The sequence below is a fragment of the uncultured Brachyspira sp. genome, from assembly GCF_934747485.1.
Lineage (GTDB): Bacteria > Spirochaetota > Brachyspiria > Brachyspirales > Brachyspiraceae > Brachyspira.
In genome coordinates this window covers 1-17,185 of the sequence record NZ_CAKVGN010000041.1, presented here as the reverse complement: position 1 = coordinate 17,185, position 17,185 = coordinate 1, and the positions used below count along the sequence as shown (strand labels likewise).

Annotated in this window: 12 protein-coding genes; 5 read left to right on the top strand and 7 right to left on the bottom strand. The window is 28.2% G+C overall.

Going from position 1 to position 17,185, the window contains the following annotated elements; translation table 11 throughout:
* Window positions 1–495: 495 nt before the first annotated feature.
* The 6 genes from Q0H31_RS08390 to Q0H31_RS08365 form a co-directional block, all read right to left on the bottom strand.
* Complete coding sequence (locus Q0H31_RS08390) at window positions 496–3,663, bottom strand: DUF4132 domain-containing protein (protein WP_295297195.1); 3,168 nt, start codon at window positions 3,661–3,663, stop codon at window positions 496–498.
* A gap of 19 nt (window positions 3,664–3,682) precedes the next feature.
* Window positions 3,683–4,522: a hypothetical protein gene (locus Q0H31_RS08385; RefSeq protein ID WP_295297193.1), complete on the bottom strand. Its 840-nt coding sequence runs from the start codon at window positions 4,520–4,522 to the stop codon at window positions 3,683–3,685.
* A 63-nt stretch (window positions 4,523–4,585) separates the two neighbouring features.
* Complete coding sequence (locus Q0H31_RS08380) at window positions 4,586–5,422, bottom strand: ankyrin repeat domain-containing protein (protein ID WP_295297191.1); 837 nt, start codon at window positions 5,420–5,422, stop codon at window positions 4,586–4,588.
* 251 nt (window positions 5,423–5,673) lie between these two features.
* The gene (locus tag Q0H31_RS08375) at window positions 5,674–6,258 is read right to left on the bottom strand and encodes a uracil-DNA glycosylase (protein ID WP_295297189.1); all 585 of its coding nucleotides are present in this window, start codon (window positions 6,256–6,258) and stop codon (window positions 5,674–5,676) included.
* Between the two features lie 189 nt (window positions 6,259–6,447).
* Window positions 6,448–7,353 carry an S-adenosyl-l-methionine hydroxide adenosyltransferase family protein gene (locus tag Q0H31_RS08370; RefSeq protein ID WP_295297187.1) on the bottom strand — a complete coding sequence of 302 codons (906 nt, stop codon included), beginning with the start codon at window positions 7,351–7,353 and terminating at the stop codon, window positions 6,448–6,450.
* Between the two features lie 260 nt (window positions 7,354–7,613).
* Entirely contained in the window at window positions 7,614–8,576 is a 963-nt protein-coding gene (locus Q0H31_RS08365) for a class II fructose-bisphosphate aldolase (protein WP_295297186.1), read from the bottom strand.
* A 614-nt stretch (window positions 8,577–9,190) separates the two neighbouring features.
* Here Q0H31_RS08365 and Q0H31_RS08360 point away from each other — a divergent pair.
* The 5 genes from Q0H31_RS08360 to Q0H31_RS08340 all read left to right on the top strand — a co-directional run bounded on the left by Q0H31_RS08360 (window position 9,191) and on the right by Q0H31_RS08340 (window position 16,426).
* The gene (locus tag Q0H31_RS08360) at window positions 9,191–10,630 is read left to right on the top strand and encodes an aminoacyl-histidine dipeptidase (RefSeq protein WP_295297184.1); all 1,440 of its coding nucleotides are present in this window, start codon (window positions 9,191–9,193) and stop codon (window positions 10,628–10,630) included.
* Window positions 10,631–10,708: 78 nt separating this feature from the next.
* Window positions 10,709–12,634 (top strand): OPT family oligopeptide transporter, encoded by a 1,926-nt coding sequence (locus tag Q0H31_RS08355; protein WP_295297182.1) that lies wholly within the window; start codon window positions 10,709–10,711, stop codon window positions 12,632–12,634.
* 91 nt (window positions 12,635–12,725) lie between these two features.
* Entirely contained in the window at window positions 12,726–13,133 is a 408-nt protein-coding gene (locus Q0H31_RS08350) for a PqqD family peptide modification chaperone (protein WP_295297180.1), read from the top strand.
* A 416-nt stretch (window positions 13,134–13,549) separates the two neighbouring features.
* Window positions 13,550–14,602: a 3-dehydroquinate synthase gene (gene aroB, locus Q0H31_RS08345; protein ID WP_295297178.1), complete on the top strand. Its 1,053-nt coding sequence runs from the start codon at window positions 13,550–13,552 to the stop codon at window positions 14,600–14,602.
* A gap of 222 nt (window positions 14,603–14,824) precedes the next feature.
* On the top strand, window positions 14,825–16,426 hold the full coding sequence (locus Q0H31_RS08340; protein WP_295297176.1) for a peptide ABC transporter substrate-binding protein: 1,602 nt from the start codon (window positions 14,825–14,827) through the stop codon (window positions 16,424–16,426).
* Window positions 16,427–16,513: 87 nt separating this feature from the next.
* On the opposite strand, the gene Q0H31_RS08335 is transcribed toward Q0H31_RS08340, so the two are convergent.
* Window positions 16,514–17,026 carry an adenine phosphoribosyltransferase gene (locus tag Q0H31_RS08335; protein ID WP_288550871.1) on the bottom strand — a complete coding sequence of 171 codons (513 nt, stop codon included), beginning with the start codon at window positions 17,024–17,026 and terminating at the stop codon, window positions 16,514–16,516.
* Between the last annotated feature and the right edge of the window lie 159 nt (window positions 17,027–17,185).

Sequence of the window (17,185 nt, the reverse complement as noted above, 5' to 3'; positions counted from 1 at the left end):
TTTGACCCAACATTCCACTTTTTTACGACTGAAAGGAGTGCCTGTGGGGGCAACCGTAGGATGTACATTTAGTATGGTATTGGTATAAAAGAACCTTATATCCTTCGGATACGCTTCGCGAAGAACTGCATTTAGTATATCCCTAATATATAAAGTCAAATCATTTGCACTTTTTGGTTCTTTTTGCGGCGGGAAAAAGAACAACAAAAAATTTATAGAAAATAATAGTTTTAATATATACTAAAAATTTTAAGTCTGTAAAAATTAACTTTTTATGTTTTTATTGCTTTCGGGGACTAGCCCCCGAACCCCCAGTTCTTTTATTGGTATAAAAGAACCAAAAGAACTGCATTTTTAATCTAAAATATAAATATTGTTTTTATTAATACATATTGACAATATATAAAGTTGTACTTTCGCGAAACGTGCCCGAAGGGCGAAAACTTTTTGCGGCGGGAAAAGTTGAATAAAACAAAAACTATAAAATATAATTTTTTATTCGTATAGCCCCAACGATAAATAATATAGTATAGAACTAACAAACTTTTGACTAATTTCAAATGGATTTATCTTTTTGCCTAATCTCTCATTCTTCTCAAGCTCATAAAACTCTATAGAGCCTAAAACTATCTCTTCTCCATAGGCATAAGCATTAATCTTACATACTATTTTTAATATATCATCAAATATCATATATGAAGCATTGTCATTAAAATAAGTGTCTCTTATATCAAGCTCTCTGCATAGTTGATTTATATATGAACTGTCAATTTTTAATCCTTCAAACATTATAATAGAATCATATTTTACATTCTCTTCTTTTAATGTTATAAGCTCATTCATAAATTGATTAATTGGCTGTTCTATATCATAAAGCTCAAATTGCTCTCTCCACTTATAAAATTTTTCTATATCATCATCAATTATATGATATATTCCAATATAGCAATTGTCTGGAAGCTCATATAATTCATCGTCTGCTGTTACAAATGCCCCATCTTCCATATATCTAAAAGAATCTATTAAAACATTATTTTCATCATAAACTCCCCAAACGAATGAGAGTGTAAAATAACGCATTATTGGATTATCTATAAATACTTCAAAGAAAGTTTTATAATTCCATTTCCTGCCGTTTATTAAGGCTCTTGTTAATTTTATTTTTTCATAATTAATTATTTCTTTTAATGTTTTTTGGGTATATAAAAAATCTTCTTTTACTTTTTTTAATTCTTCATCATTTTCTGTTTCTGGAAATTCTTTGATTATTGAAGAGTTTTGAATATCAAAAATCTCTAAATAAGAATCGCTTAATAATTGCAATTTGAAACTTCTTTTACCGTAATTTATTATTTTTTTGCCTTCTATATCAAATCCAAAGTTAGGGAATAATCTTTCAAAGATGTTGTCTATATTTGTATTTAATATTTCTGATGCATATATAAGTATTTCTTTTATGTTATTTTTTATTTCTCTATTGTTGCTGTTTAGAGCGAATTTGTTTATCATTTTTAATGCTGAAGTTTTTCCATTTATAGCGATTGATTGCATTGCATATAGTATCAATGGTGTTTTAAAACTATTATTCCAATCTATCAATAATTGATGAAGTTTTTCTATATGGCTTTCATCAGCATATATTGCATAAGGAGTTATTATTTTTATGTTGTCTTCTATTAGATTATTATTTATAAAATATTCTGCTGCCTTTTCAGCTGCTTCTATAAAAGATTTTCTATCTACAAACTCTAATATTTTTTCTATATCTTTTGGTTTATTAGGCTTCTCTATTTTTAAGAATTCATTTAATATATATTTTAATACTTTAATATCTATATTTGTGTTTTCTTTAGAGAGAATATTATAATAATTATCCAAAAAATCTAATAACTCATTGTCTGTATAATAATAATCAACATAATCATAAATCTCTTCAATGCTATTAAAACAAAAATCTTCTTTGCTGTAATTCCATTTTTTTAATATATCTTTAAACTCTTTGCAATTATCTAAATTATCTTCTACATATTTTCTGTTTAACTCTTCATTTTCTGCAATAATGTTTAGAGAATATTTTTTTAGTTCTTCATTGTCTGTATTTAAAATATTATAAACAATACTATAATCTTCAAAATTATTTTTATTATAAACTAATTCCAGAAAATCAATTAATGCATAACTTGTTGTTGATACTGCATTTAAAAAATCTATATCTTCAAATGCTTCTTTAATCTCATAAGTATATTTATTTAATAATTCTGTAACATATTGAGATTTAAATATGTATATAGGGTAGCTATTAAAATAGGTTATTAACAAATCTTTTATGTTTATATTATATTGTTTTATAGTATCATCTATGTTTTTGTTAAATAAGTTTATATTGTTTTTTATAATTATAGGAATCATTAAATTGTATGGAAAAGATTCTAATATAGTGTTTACAATTTTTTTAGCATTATCATCACTATCATAAAACCAATTAAAAACATTCAATAAAAATATTATACGCTCATTAAACTTAATAGTTAAATCATTTTTATATATTTTTAGAGCATGAATTAAATCATATATAGTGTTGTATTTTATATGCTTAATATTAAAAAACTCTTCTAATTCTTTTTCTAAAGATTCTAAAAAATAATTTATGTTATCAATACTGCTGTTTGTTATTAGATTAAATATTGACATTAATTCTATTGCATATTTATTTTTTTCTGAAAGTTTTAATACTTCATATATTTTATTAAAAGTCTCTTCATCATATTTTTTTATTTCTATAAGCTCTGAATATATTTTATTATAGTTTAAGTGTGTATTGTTGTTTAAATATTTAATTAAAAAGATTATATAATTCTCTGCATTTGAATCTATTAGATAGTTCATATAATCATCATAATCATTAAAATCAAAGAAGTATTTGTTTTCTATTGGAAGCCTTGATATATAAATAAAATCTGCTATAAGGCTTTTATTATTTTTCTCTAATTGTTTTAATAACTCTACAAATTTATTTTCTATTTTTTTATTTTTATCTATTATAATGCTAACAGCAAGCATAGAGTCTAGTATATTTATATTATCTAAATATTCTAAAATTTTATCTATATATTTTTCATTTTCATTATTAATATAATAGCCAATAACTAAAGCCATTAATGGTATTATAATATTGTCATTATATTCTTTGGAAGCTTCTTCAAATGTTAGTTTATATACATTTTCAATATAATTATTTATATAGTTTGGAAAATATTTGTAGGCATTATCAAAATAAGTAAATATATAGAATTTTCTTTTTAGTATCTCTTCTTCTGAAATATTCTCTTTATTATAATTTATTATTTTTTTATAATTTATTGTTTTTAATACAGCATCTTTTATTTTTAAGCCAGCTATAATATTAATAATAAAAGCTTCAAATATATAAATATTGTCTATATCATATAATGAAATAATTTTAAATAGCCTAATTATATAATCATTATCATCATCTTTTTGAAAGTATTTTTCTACTATTTGAGAGTATATAGTTTTATCATTTGATATATTATTTTTATTTATTTTAAAATTTATAGTATCTGTTTGTTTTAATATATATTGTTTAATATCTTCTTGATTTTCTTCAAATATATAATCAATATAATATTCTATCTTTTTCATAATATTAAAAAGCTTATTATTAGTCTATTATAACTGTAACCTTACAATTTCTAATAGCCTCTTTTAATTTTTTGGCACTTAATATAATACTTGCATCTTCATTTCCTATTACCAAATCGCTAGCAAATTTTCCTCTTGTTCTCCAAGCTACTATATTATATGGTTTTCTGCCTGTAATGTTTGTAGATATTTGATTAGTTAAAAATGAGTTTGTAGAATATTTTATATATCCATTAGTAGAGGCAATTTTTTTATCTATATAAGCAATATCATAAATAGCATCACCGTTTTCATTGTATATTGTAGGAAATAGAGACGGCTTAAATCCTATTCCTCTTGCATCTATTACAAGCCCGTCATAATCAGTACCAGCATCAATATATGTTACTATTGGTGTAGGTTTATAAGTATTCATATTTTGTATAAAGTTTGACATTAATTGGTTAGTGATGATATCTAAAGCCATTAATACTTTAACGCTTGTTCTGCTTGGATAGGATACTCCTAATAGTCTTGCATTATTAACAAAGTCCATAACATCTTCTCTTAATTTGGCATTTTCTTCTATGATGTTAAAAACTGTATAATCTCCATTAACTATAACATTACCCAATGTTTGATAAAGGGTTCTAAAAGTTTCTTCTTCTGCTTGTTCTTGGAGTATTAATAATGCTTCTGGGTGCAATACTTTGTCTGTAAGAATATCAGCGGTAGCATCAGCATATATTGTATATGTTGTATAATCTACTCTTCCTGTACCAGTATTTATTAATATGTTATTATCTCCAACATTGGAAGTAGATTGTGCAAATAGAAGTATGTTTATACTTATAAATAATAAGACAACTTTAATATTCATTATACTCTCCAATATACTGCAAATATTTTCGGTTTATATAAAAAATACTTAAAGACATTTTTATTATTCATCATTATATAATTTTTGTAAATAGTTAGATACATTTATTTTATTATTATATTTTAACACTTCATGCGGTTTTAGTCCAATTGAATTTCTGCTTTTATAATCTATATCATTATAAATTAAATATCTCGCAATTTCTATTTTTGTAACGTAAAATATGGCATTCTGCCCCCAATCATCTTTTTCATTAATATCAACTTTTAGTTTTTCTATTATATATTTCACCAAGTCTAAATTTTCACTTTCAACGGCATACATCAATATGTTTTTGCCTAAAATATCTTTTTTATTTATATCGCTTTTTTCTTTGATTAGTAATTGCACAGACATAATGTTTCCTTTTTCTGCTGCTGTGAGAAGTGCTGTTTTTCCTTTATTGTCTATTGCATTTATATCAGCATTGTTTTCTATAAGGAGATTTAATATATATGGATAATTAGCAGCTAATATTAAAGCGTTTTCACCATTTGAGTTTGTAGCATTTATTTCTGCTTTTTTATCTATTATATAATCAACTAAATCATAATATCCTATTGATGAGGCTTCCATTAAAATAGTATTGCCGTTTGTGTTTGTGGCATTAATGTCTCCGCCTTTATCGAGATAGTTTTGAAGGTTCATTATTGTATCTTTTATTTTGTATGAAGTATTTATATAGTCGAATATAGTTGGTTTTGTGGGGGTGTTTGTTTTTTTGTTTTCTATATGCTCTTCTTTATTGTTTGTGTAATATTCTTTATATTCGTTTGTATCAAAATCATCTGGCAAGAGATAATCAAATTCTTGAGTATATAAACAAGCACTTAAACAAAATAGTAATATTATTCTTTTCAAATTTGTTTCCTAATAGAGTTTATTTTATATATTTGTGTTTATATAAACTTATAATTCTTTTATGACAAATAAAATTATTTAGGACAACCTAAAAGAAGTGCCTATGGTATTGCTATAAAAGAATTAAACTTAATACATATTTGTTTTTACATAAAACCAAAGTTTAGCATTTTTGTAATTTTTATATTTGATAAAAAATGCTACAAAAATTAATAATACATTTACAAAAATATATAAACTAATAAATATAATTATTTTAATTTTTCTAATTCCCTTATCATAAACTCCAAATCTTCTATTACTTTTATTTCTTCTTTTTGATTTCTTAATATATATGCAGGGTGATATGTTGCAATTACAGGTATATTGTTATAATAATGAATATTGTTTCTCACTTTTCCAAAAGGAGTTTTTAAATCAAAATCTACAAGGTTAGAAAACCCATGTCTTCCCAATGCACATATAATTTTAGGATTTAATATTTCAAGCTGCTTTGTAAAGAAATCTCTGCAATTATCTTTTTCTTCTAAAAGCGGGTCTCTGTTTTCAGGCGGACGGCATTTTAAGGCATTCATAATATAATAATTAGAAATATTTAGCCTCTCAAGCCACTTATCTAATAATTTGCCGGCTCTGCCCACAAATGGAAAACCTAATCTATCTTCATCAGCCCCCGGAGCTTCTCCTACAAATACTATATCAGGTTTTTCATCTCCCCTTCCAAATACCACATTTTTACGAGTGCTGCATAAAGCTTCGCATTTCATACATTTAGTTATAGTTTGATATAATTTCTTTAACTCTTCATTTTTTATTTCTGTATTTTGTATTTCCATCTGTGCTCCATTAGTTTTTTTGAGATGCTTATTCTTTATTACTATCTTTTTATTTTTATCACAGTGAATAGTATCAAAAAATTTTATTTTGTTTGTGTTCAAGAGATATTGTTCTATTTTTGTCATAATTTATATTATTGTTATAATAATGGGCTTTTTGTAAACCCATTATTATAATTTATTATTTTACTATTTTTTTGTAATTTCCATACTCCAATTTGGTCCGCTGTATACTTTATATCTTTCAGAGAAATTACCCATATTAACAGCTACAGAGAAATTAAGTTCAGAATTAAAATAAGCCATATTTTCATTTTCAGGCACATCGCCAAAAGTATTTACAAGTTTAACATCTCCAGTCCATACAAGCTCGCTATAATTATATATTTTTACATTAAGAGTATCCCCCATATTAATTCCATTATCAAGCATTAACTTACGAGGAAGCGATGACCAAACATTTCCGTATTGAATATCAAGCACAGGTATATTAGCATAAAAAACTCCATTCTCATATTTAGCCTTTTGATATTCAATTTTTGTTATATTAGTTCCTAAAGATTGCCCAACTTCTTCAAAAGTAATTTGTTTAGAAGCAAGTTTAGCTCCAGTATAAACATAAACGTCTCTTCCGTGGAAAGTGTATGATTCCTGTGAGTTTGTAAGTCTATTTTTAGCTTCATCAATTTCTCTTACCTCTTTTACACCCAAAGACTCTGCAACAAAAGTTAAAGTACCATTATCCGGAGTAACAAAATAATAATTATTTTTAGTTTTCATAACAACCGATTTTCTATCAGTGCCAACCCCCGGGTCTACAACGCTGACAAATACAGTACCTTCAGGCCAATATCTTGCAGTTTGGTCAAGCCTCAAAGCAGCCTCCCATATATTGTATGCAGGTATCTCATGTGTGAGGTCATAAACTTTTAAATCTTTATCTACAGTAAGAGCAACACCATACATGCTTGCTACAGCATTATCCTTTCTTCCAAAATCTGTTTGAATTGCAAGAGGAGATTTATCAATGCTGTTTTGATTAGTACAAGACATTACAACAAATATTGTTAATATTGATATAATAATTTTTTTCATTTTTCTACCCTAATAATTTTTAAATATTGTTTTAAAATACTATTTTTATTGATTATTTGTTTTATCAAATTTAGTATTACTAATACTTTATTAGTAAAAAATTAAGGGTATAAGAAAAAACTTACACCCCTAAAAAATCTTGTTTATTTAGCTTTAGCATTAAGAGCATCTTTTTGTCTTTTAATTCTTCTTAAAGCTCTTTTGCGTTTCACTACTTTTCTATGTTGTTTTCCCACAGTGTATATCTCCTTTAATTTTTATTATATTTTACCGTTTGAACCTAATACATTGATTATTTTATGTATATAAAGTTTTTTCATTTCATCACGAGCAGGTCCTAAATATTTGCGAGGGTCAAATTCTTTAGGGTCATCATGGAATACTTTTCTAATAGCAGCAGTCATAGCAAGTCTTGAATCGCTGTCGATGTTGATTTTACAAACTGCACTCTTAGAAGCCTCTCTTAATTGCTCTTCTGGAATACCTATAGCATCATCAAGTTTACCGCCATTTTCATTAATCATTTTAACATATTCCTGAGGCACACTTGAAGAACCATGAAGTACAATAGGGAATCCCGGAATTTTTTTCTCAATTTCTTTAAGAATGTCTAATCTTATTTGAGGGTTTTGACCAGGTTTGAATTTATAAGCACCATGACTAGTACCAATAGATATAGCAAGTGAATCAACACCTGTTTTTTTAACGAAATCTTCTACTTCTTCAGGCTGAGTATAAGTATGATGCTCAGCTACAACATCATCTTCTACGCCGGCAAGTACACCCAATTCTCCCTCAACAGTAACATCATATTTATGAGCATACTCAACAACACTTCTAGTAATTTCTACGTTTTTGTTGTAATCATAATGGCTTCCGTCTATCATTACTGAAGAGAAACCATATTCAATACAGCTTTTACAAAGTTCTAAGCTATCACCATGGTCAAGGTGTAATACTATAGGTACATTAACACCTAATTCTTTAGCATATTCTACAGCCCCTTGAGCCATATATCTAAGTAAAGTTTGGTTAGCATATTTTCTTGCACCGGAAGATACTTGAATAATAACAGGGCTTTTAGTTTCTACACAAGCTTGTACTATAGCCTGAAGTTGTTCCATATTATTAAAGTTAAATGCTGGAATAGCATAACCGCCGCCAATAGCTTTTTTAAAAAGGTCTCTACTATTTACAAGACCTAAGTCTGCAAATTTAACCATATCTCACTCCATTATAAAAATTAAATTAATAAAATATATTTTAATGATATAGCAAAAATAATAATTTTTCAAGTAAATATATATTTTTTATATTTAAGTATGAAATTTTATATATAATCCCGCCCTCTATGTTTTTTGAATATTTTTATAAATGGAGCGGTAATTATATTTATTGTTTAACTAAAAATGTTAGCTCCCGCCCAAATTTTTATTTGATTTAAAGCACGTTTCCCGCACGGTGAACAAATTTAGAAATATAATATATAAGTCGAATTTTAAAATTATTTATATATTTTGCTTACTTTACCGTGCGGTGGATAGACATCAAATTTTTAAAAAATCTTGGGTGGGGGCAAAGATTAGAGTATTAGCAAAAAATAAGTATTATTCTATATTATAGTAGGAAACAAAAGGGCTATAGGGTGGGGAGTTAGAAGAAAATTTTTTATAAAATTATATTATTAACAATTAAATATATTACTACTTGAAGTTACATAAAATTAAAATCTTTGATATATTATTAGTTTTTTTTGACAATTTTTATATTATTTATTATACTAATAGAAGTACAAAATAAGAAAAATAATTTATATTATTTTAAGGAGTAAAATACTATGGATTTAAATGCTTTTAATTCAATGGAATCAAAAGAAGTATTCAAATGGTTTAATGAGATAAATAAAATACCAAGAGAATCAGGACATGAGAAAGAGATTAGTGATTTTTTGGTAAAGTTTGCTAAAGATAGAAATTTGGAAGTATATCAAGATAGTGCTATGAATGTAATTATAAAGAAGAAAGGCACAAGCGGTTATGAGAATAAGCCCGCAGTAATAATACAAGGTCATGTTGATATGGTATGCGAGAAAACAAAAGATTCTAAACATGATTTTAGAAAAGACCCTATAGAGATGATATTAGAAGGCGACATATTAAGAGCTAATAATACAACACTTGGCGGAGATGATGGAATTGCTATAGCTATGGGTATGGCATTGCTTGATTCTAAAGACTTGCCTCATCCTCCTATAGAATTATTAGCTACTACTGCAGAAGAAACTGGTATGGACGGAGCTATTGCTATTACTGGTGAGCATATAGACGGTAAAACTATGATTAATATAGACGGTGAAGAAGAGGGTATATTTTTGGTAAGCTGTGCCGGGGGAATGAATACTTTAATAGATTTTGATATTAAAAGAGAAAAAGCAGATGGAAAAGCATTAAAGATAGAAGTATCAGGACTTAAAGGCGGACACTCTGGTATAGAGATTATTAAACAAAGAGCTAATGCTATAAAATTGCTTGGCAGATTATTATATGCTGTGAGAGACGATGCTGTTATATCACATATAGAAGGCGGTGCTAAGCATAATGCTATAGCAAAACATGCAGAGGCTGTTGTTGTTTCTAAAGATATTAATAAAGTAAAAAAGACTTTAGAAGAAGTTGCTAAAAATATAAAAAATGAATATAGAGTGGAAGATCCTGATATGGTTATAAATGTTTCAGAAGCTTCAGATGTTAAAGAGGCTTTTACTAAAGAATTAAGCAATAATGTTATTAATTTTATGATGTTAGTTCCAGACGGCGTTGCTTATATGAGTAAAGATATAGAGGGTTTAGTTCAGACTAGCTGCAACAATGGTGTGTTAAAAGAAGAAGATGGAAAGTTAAGATTTACTATATCTGTAAGAAGTTCTATAGAAAGTTCATCTAAAGAGATAGGTTTAAAGATAGAATCAGCTGCCAATATGACAAAAGCTTCTTTCCAAATGTCTAATGGATATCCTGCTTGGGAATATGATGCTAATTCAAAAGTTAAAGATATAGCATTAAATGTTTATAAAAAGGTTACAGGAAAAGATGCTAAAATAGAGGCTATACATGCAGGATTAGAATGCGGAATACTTAAAAAGCCTTTACCAGATGTTGATATGATAAGCATAGGACCAGATATTAAAGATGTACACACTCCAGCTGAACATTTGAGTATATCTTCTGTTGATAGAATGTGGAAATTTTTAAAAGAGCTTGTTATAAACATTGCTTAAATAAAAATATTAAATAAAAATGCTTAAACAAAAATATTTAAATAAAAAATATATTAAATAATAGGGAGAGAAATAGGAATGTCTATTAAAGAAGAGGCTAGAAAGCTATCAAAAAATGCTTATGGGGGGATAAAGGGTGAAGATTATGTGCCTTTTATACCTGCTACTACAGTAATGCCTGAGATGACAGGTTATTCTATAATACTTGGTGTTATATTGGCTATAGTTTTTGCAGCTGCTAACACTTATTTAGGATTAAAAGTAGGTCTTACAATATCAGCTGGTATACCCGGTGCTATACTTGCTACAGGTGTATTTAAAGCTTTATTTAAAAGAAACAATATATTAGAAGCTAACTTTGCAGCATCACTTACTGCAGTTGGCGAATCTATTGCGGGCGGTATAATATTTATTTTGCCTGCTTTAATATTATTTGGCATGGGACTTTCAATATTTACCGTAATAATTGTTACTATTATCGGCGGATTTATGGGCTGTTTTTTCATTACTCCTGTAAGAAAATATTTGATAGTAGAAGAGCATGGTTCTTTGGTTTATCCTGAAGCTATGGCTCAGGCTGAAGTTTTAGTAATAGGTTCTGAGGGCGGTAAAGGTTTTAAGTATATGATTACCGGTATTATTGCTGGAGTTGGATACAAACTTTTATCTGGAGGATTTGGTTTTTGGAAAGAGAGTGCTACTTACATAATTAAGCCTTATGAAAAAACTATGCTTGGAGTGGACACTTTAGCTTCGCTTCTTGGTGTTGGATTTATCATTGGACTTGAAACTTCATCATTAATGTTTGCAGGCGGTATAGTTGCTTGGCTTGGTCTTATACCTATCATTAAATATTTTGGAAGTTTAATTAATACTCCTGTATTTCCTTCTACAAGTTTAATATCAGAGATGTCTGCTCAGGAAGTTTGGGGAAGTTATATAAGATATATTGGTGCCGGTGCTGTTGCTATGGGAGGTTTTATTTCTTTAGCGAGGTCTCTTCCTACGATTATAGACTCTTTCAAAAAATCTTTGGCTGGTATGGGCGAGAAGGGTTCTAATGATAATCATGACAGAATTAATCAAGATGCTCCTATCATATGGCTTATTGCTGCTGCTATATTTGGATTTTTAGCTACTTGGCTTGTTCCTATAATTGGAGGCGGTATATTAGGCGGTATATTGGCTGTAGTATTCTGTTTCTTCTTTGCTGTTGTATCTGCAAGAATGGTCGGAGTTATTGGTGCAAGCAATAACCCTGTTTCTGGTATGACTATTGCTACTCTTTTAATTGTTGCTACTGCTTTCAAATTAACAGGCAATATTGGTGAAGAGGGTATAAGAATGTCTCTTGTTGTTTGCGGTGTTGTATGTGTATCTACTGCTACTGCGGGAGGAGTTGCTCAGTCTTTGAAATCTACTTTTATCATTGGCGGTTCTCCTAAGAATATACAAATTGGTATGTTTATAGCTCTTTGTGTGGCTTCTGTTGGTGCTGCTGCTACTGTTATACTTATGCAAACTGCTTATGGTATAGGCAGTGAAGCTGTTCCTGCTCCTCAGGCTACTTTGATGAAACTTATAGTTGAAGGTATTATGACTGCTCAGCTGCCTTGGACTTTGGTTATAATTGGAGCTTCTATTGCAGTATTCTGTGCTTTGTCTAAACTTCCTATACTTCCTGTGGCTTTAGGTTTATATTTGCCTATCACTTTAACTACTACTATATTTATTGGCGGTATAGTAAGAAAATTAGTAGAAATGAAGTTTAAAGACAAAGAAGAAGAAAAAAGTGAAGCTGTTGAAAAAGGAATATTGCTTGCTTCCGGTTTAGTTGCAGGTGATGCTATAACTGGTATATTTATAGGTGTTATGGCTGCTTTGAACATTGCTATTAATTTTGGTTCAAAAATTGTTCCTCAAAGCAATGCTATTACATTTATAATATTTATACTCTTTGCTGCTTGGATTTATAAGTATGCTGTAAGCAAGGATAAAAAATAAAATTTTAAAATAAATGATATGGGCTTGGCGATTATGTAAGCTAAGCCCATTATTTTATAAAATTTTATATATTTATAGGATTCTTAAATAAATGAAAGATAATAAATTTTTGTTAGATAAATTTTTAAAAGAAGAAGATAAGCACAATTTCGTATTGTATGTTCCAGAGATTATACACACCAATTGGAAAGTAAATGATAATGGAAAAGTACTTTTAATATTTGATGTTAATAACCCCATTACAAAAATAGCAGGCTGGCTTTTAAAAAAGAAACCCAATAAAGATATAGAATTCGATGAACTATGCACTTCCGCTTGGCTTAATATAGACGGAGAGAGATGCATATTTGAAATAGCTAAGATACAAAAACAAAACTCTAATGATAATTTTAAAGATTCACTTATAAGATTAATCAAGTTTATGCATTATATACAAGGCAGAAGGTGGATAAGATACAAGAAAGTAAAATCAAAAGAAGACGTTGATATATCTAAATAGCTTTGTTTATTAATATTTTTTAATTTTTTTTGTTTGTGGTGGCTTTACCTACTTCGAAGCGTGCCCTTAGGGTACACACCCCTACTTCTTTTACGACTGAAGGAAGTGCCTGTGGTATTGGTATAAAAGAAGCAAAACAACTGCATTTTTAGATAAAATACAAATATTATTTAATATAATTATTAATATATAAGACTTAAATACTTGCACTTTTTGCAACTTTGACGAAGTCCGCACAGCGAAGGCGGGAAAAAGTTGAATAAAATAAAAATAATTAAATAATATAAAATTTTAAAGCTAATTAATAGTATATATATAATCTTTTTTCATTATATTTCTAAATTTTATTTTGTAAAAATATTATCTATTTTTTTAAAATAATTTATAATACTAAAAAAATAAATTAGGGCTTATATATGAATAAAGTTAATATAAATATAAACAACGATGCAAAAATTAACTATGATATTTTAGTGAGCAGCGGACTTATAAAAGAAAGCGGTAAATTGGTAAAAGAAGTTCTTAGAGGGAAAAGAGCTTTAATAGTTACTGATGATATAGTTGATAAACTTTATACTGAAACTGTTAAAAAAAGTTTAGAAAAAGAAAATATTATTACTTCTGTATGCGTGCTTCAAAATGGGGAAACTAACAAAAATATAGAAAGCATTTATAATATATATTCATCCCTTGCAAAAAACGAGTTAAGCAGAAAAGATATAATAATAGCATTAGGAGGCGGTGTTATAGGAGATATGGCTGGGTATGCTGCTGCTACTTGGATGCGTAGAATTGACTTTGTGCAAATACCTACAACACTTCTTGCCTGCGTTGATTCTTCTGTGGGCGGAAAGACAGGCATTAACATAAAAGAAGGTAAAAATTTAGTGGGTGCTTTTCATAGCCCTAAGCTTGTTATAATGGATAGTGATGTTTTAACTACACTTCCAGAGAGAGAGTTTAATGCGGGTATGGCTGAAGTTATTAAGCATGCATTTTTGTTTGACAAAAAACTTTTAGAATATTTAGAAAATAGCAATAGTTTTGATATGGATTTTATTCTTAAGAGAAACTGTGAATTAAAGGGGCATATAGTAGAGATTGATTATAAAGAAAAAAAAGAGAGAATGTTTTTAAACTTTGGTCATACTGTTGGTCATAGTGTGGAGAATGCTGCCGGTTATGGGGTTTTACTTCATGGTGAGGCTGTTGCTATAGGTGTGATTTTTGCTATAGAATATGGAATAAAAAAAGCTATAACTAAAGATAAAAGTTTACTTGAAAGAGCTAAAAATATATTTAGTAAATTCTCTCTTCCAACTGAAATACCAAACAACATTAACTTAAAAGATGCAATTAAATTAGATAAAAAAAGAAGCAACGATGAAATTAACTTTGTGTTTTTAGAAGATATAGAAAAAACTCTAATAAACAAAGTAAGCATTAATGATATATTAGAGTCTTTATAAAAAATATTTAAGTTTAAGTAATATTGTATAAACTAATCCTCTTTGTAGTTTACTAAAACACCATTAATCTTGTAATATAGTTTTTTATAACACAATAAACATAATAAAAAACTAATAATTATAAACTAATACTATTAAAAAAATTATTTCATAATTATTAATTGACAATATAATTTATACAAAATATAATAGCACCAATAAAAAAATAGGAGAATATGATTTATGAAACATTTTACTCTATTACTCTTATCTGTTTTAATGATTGTATCAATTTCTTGCGGCGGAAATAAAACAGATGAAGGAGCAATATACATTAATGTTGGTCCCGAGCCAAAAACAATAGACCCAGCATTAAACTCTACAGTTGACGGAAGCATATATATTCAGCATGCTTTTGAAGGTTTAGCTACTAGAGATAAAGAAAATAAAATAATACCCGGTGTTGCAGAAAGTTGGGATATAAGTGAAGACGGTTTAACTTATACATTCCATATAAGAGAAAATGCTAAATGGTCTGACGGTAAAAAAATTACAGCTGAAGATTTTGTTTATTCTTGGCAGAGAGCTGTTGATCCAATTACAGCTTCAGAATATGCTTATCAATTTGAACCTGTATTAAATGCTATGGATATTAATTCTGGAAAAAAACCTGTTACAGATTTGGGAATTAAGGCTATAGATGAAAACACTCTTGAAGTAAAGTTAGGTGCTCCTACAGCTTATTTCTTGGAGCTTGCTGCTTTTCCTACATTCTTCCCTGTTAGAAAAGATATAATAGAAGAAAATAAAGATAATTGGACTCTTTCTCCAGATACATATATAGGTAATGGTCCTTTTACTTTGGTAGAAAGAAGAACTGATGACAGACTTGTAATGGTAAAAAATACTAATTATTGGAATAGTGAAAATATTGTACCAGAAAAATTAGTGTTTATACTTATGCAAAATGGTACTGCTGCCGTAGCTGGTATAAAAGAAGGTTCTATACATTTTGCAAATAATCCTCCTCTTCAAGATATAGAAACATTACAAAGTGAAGGTTTAATGAATATATCACCATATTTGGGTACATACTATTATTGTATTAATATTACAAATAGTGTATTGAAAGATGTTAGAGTAAGAAAAGCTTTAACTTTGGCAATAGATAGAAATTATTTAGTAGAGCAGGTTACAAGAGCAGGACAGTTACCGGCAAGTGCTTGGGTACCTAATGGTGTTAGTGATGTTAATGGAGAGTTTAGAAAGGTTGGCGGAGATTATTATAGTGTAAAGCCAGATGATTATCAAAAAAATGTTGAAGAAGCTAAAAAGCTGCTTGCTGAGGCTGGATATGAAAACGGAAATAATTTCCCTGTAATAGAGTTTAAATCTAATTCCGGTGAACATATACAGATATTTGAAGCGGTACAGCAAATGTGGAAAGAGAATTTAAATATAGATTCTACTATAGCTCAGGAAGAATGGGCTACTTTCCAAGATACTAGACAAAATAAAAATTACATGATTGCCCGCCATGGTTGGATAGCTGATTATAATGACCCTATGAGTTTCCTTGGAGTATTCTTAAGCTATAGTGTACAAAACAATGGCGGTTATTCTAACAAAAATTATGATGATAAATTAAAACTTGCTATGTCAACTATAGATCAAAATGTAAGAATGAAAGCTATGCATGAGGCAGAAGATATACTTATGAATGATATGGGTTTAATTCCTCTTTATTTCTACACTGACCCTATAATGATTAGTAAAAAATTATCTGGCGTTATATTTGACCCGCTTGGTGCTCATAAGTTTTATTATGCTAAATTAGCTAAATAAAATTTTATAAATAATAAAATATGCAATAAAAAAGAATAGGAGTTATATTATAATTCCTATTCTTTATTTTTTTTTAAATAAAAAAGTTTAATATTCTATTAAAACATTAACAGGATATTTGCCTATATCTTTTCTTCCATTTAATTCTTTTAATTCTATTAAAAAAGAAGAACCCACTATATTGCCGCCAAGTCTTTCAACCATTTTCATCATAGCCAAAGCAGTGCCTCCTGTAGCAATTAAATCATCTACTATAAGCACATTAGCTCCTTTATTTATAGCATCTTCATGCATATATAAAGAGTCTGTGCCATACTCTAATGCATATTCTTCTGATATAGTTTTGCAAGGCAATTTACCTTTTTTTCTAACAGGCACAAATCCGCAGTTTAATCTATAAGCCAAAGCTGAACCTATTAAAAATCCTCTGCTCTCAGCTCCTACTATATAATCTATTTTTTTATCTTCAACTTGCTTAGCCATAGAATCTATTGCAAACTTAAATGCATCTTTATCTTTTAATAAGGTTGTGATATCTCTAAATAATATACCCTCTTTAGGATAATCTTGTATGTTTCTTATGTAATTTTTTAAATCCATAAATTACTCCTAATTGTTTTAAAACTCACAGCATATAATTATATTAAGTTTTATAAAAAAATCAATTACAAAATAAAAAAACAAATGCACAGGAGCCAGACATATTGCAGTTAGGAATTCCTTAATTTCTTAAAGTATAGCATAGGTGTATCATAATTT

What these genes read in the sequence shown, in the direction of transcription:
- Q0H31_RS08390 (WP_295297195.1), bottom strand. Translation starts at nt 3,663, where the DNA reads ATGAAAAAGATAGAATATTATATTGATTATATATTTGAAGAAAATCAA.
- Q0H31_RS08385 (WP_295297193.1), bottom strand. Translation starts at nt 4,522, where the DNA reads ATGAATATTAAAGTTGTCTTATTATTTATAAGTATAAACATACTTCTA.
- Q0H31_RS08375 (WP_295297189.1), bottom strand. Translation starts at nt 6,258, where the DNA reads ATGGAAATACAAAATACAGAAATAAAAAATGAAGAGTTAAAGAAATTA.
- Q0H31_RS08370 (WP_295297187.1), bottom strand. Translation starts at nt 7,353, where the DNA reads ATGAAAAAAATTATTATATCAATATTAACAATATTTGTTGTAATGTCT.
- Q0H31_RS08365 (WP_295297186.1), bottom strand. Translation starts at nt 8,576, where the DNA reads ATGGTTAAATTTGCAGACTTAGGTCTTGTAAATAGTAGAGACCTTTTT.
- Q0H31_RS08360 (WP_295297184.1), top strand. Translation starts at nt 9,191, where the DNA reads ATGGATTTAAATGCTTTTAATTCAATGGAATCAAAAGAAGTATTCAAA.
- Q0H31_RS08355 (WP_295297182.1), top strand. Translation starts at nt 10,709, where the DNA reads ATGTCTATTAAAGAAGAGGCTAGAAAGCTATCAAAAAATGCTTATGGG.
- Q0H31_RS08350 (WP_295297180.1), top strand. Translation starts at nt 12,726, where the DNA reads ATGAAAGATAATAAATTTTTGTTAGATAAATTTTTAAAAGAAGAAGAT.
- aroB (WP_295297178.1), top strand. Translation starts at nt 13,550, where the DNA reads ATGAATAAAGTTAATATAAATATAAACAACGATGCAAAAATTAACTAT.
- Q0H31_RS08340 (WP_295297176.1), top strand. Translation starts at nt 14,825, where the DNA reads ATGAAACATTTTACTCTATTACTCTTATCTGTTTTAATGATTGTATCA.
- Q0H31_RS08335 (WP_288550871.1), bottom strand. Translation starts at nt 17,026, where the DNA reads ATGGATTTAAAAAATTACATAAGAAACATACAAGATTATCCTAAAGAG.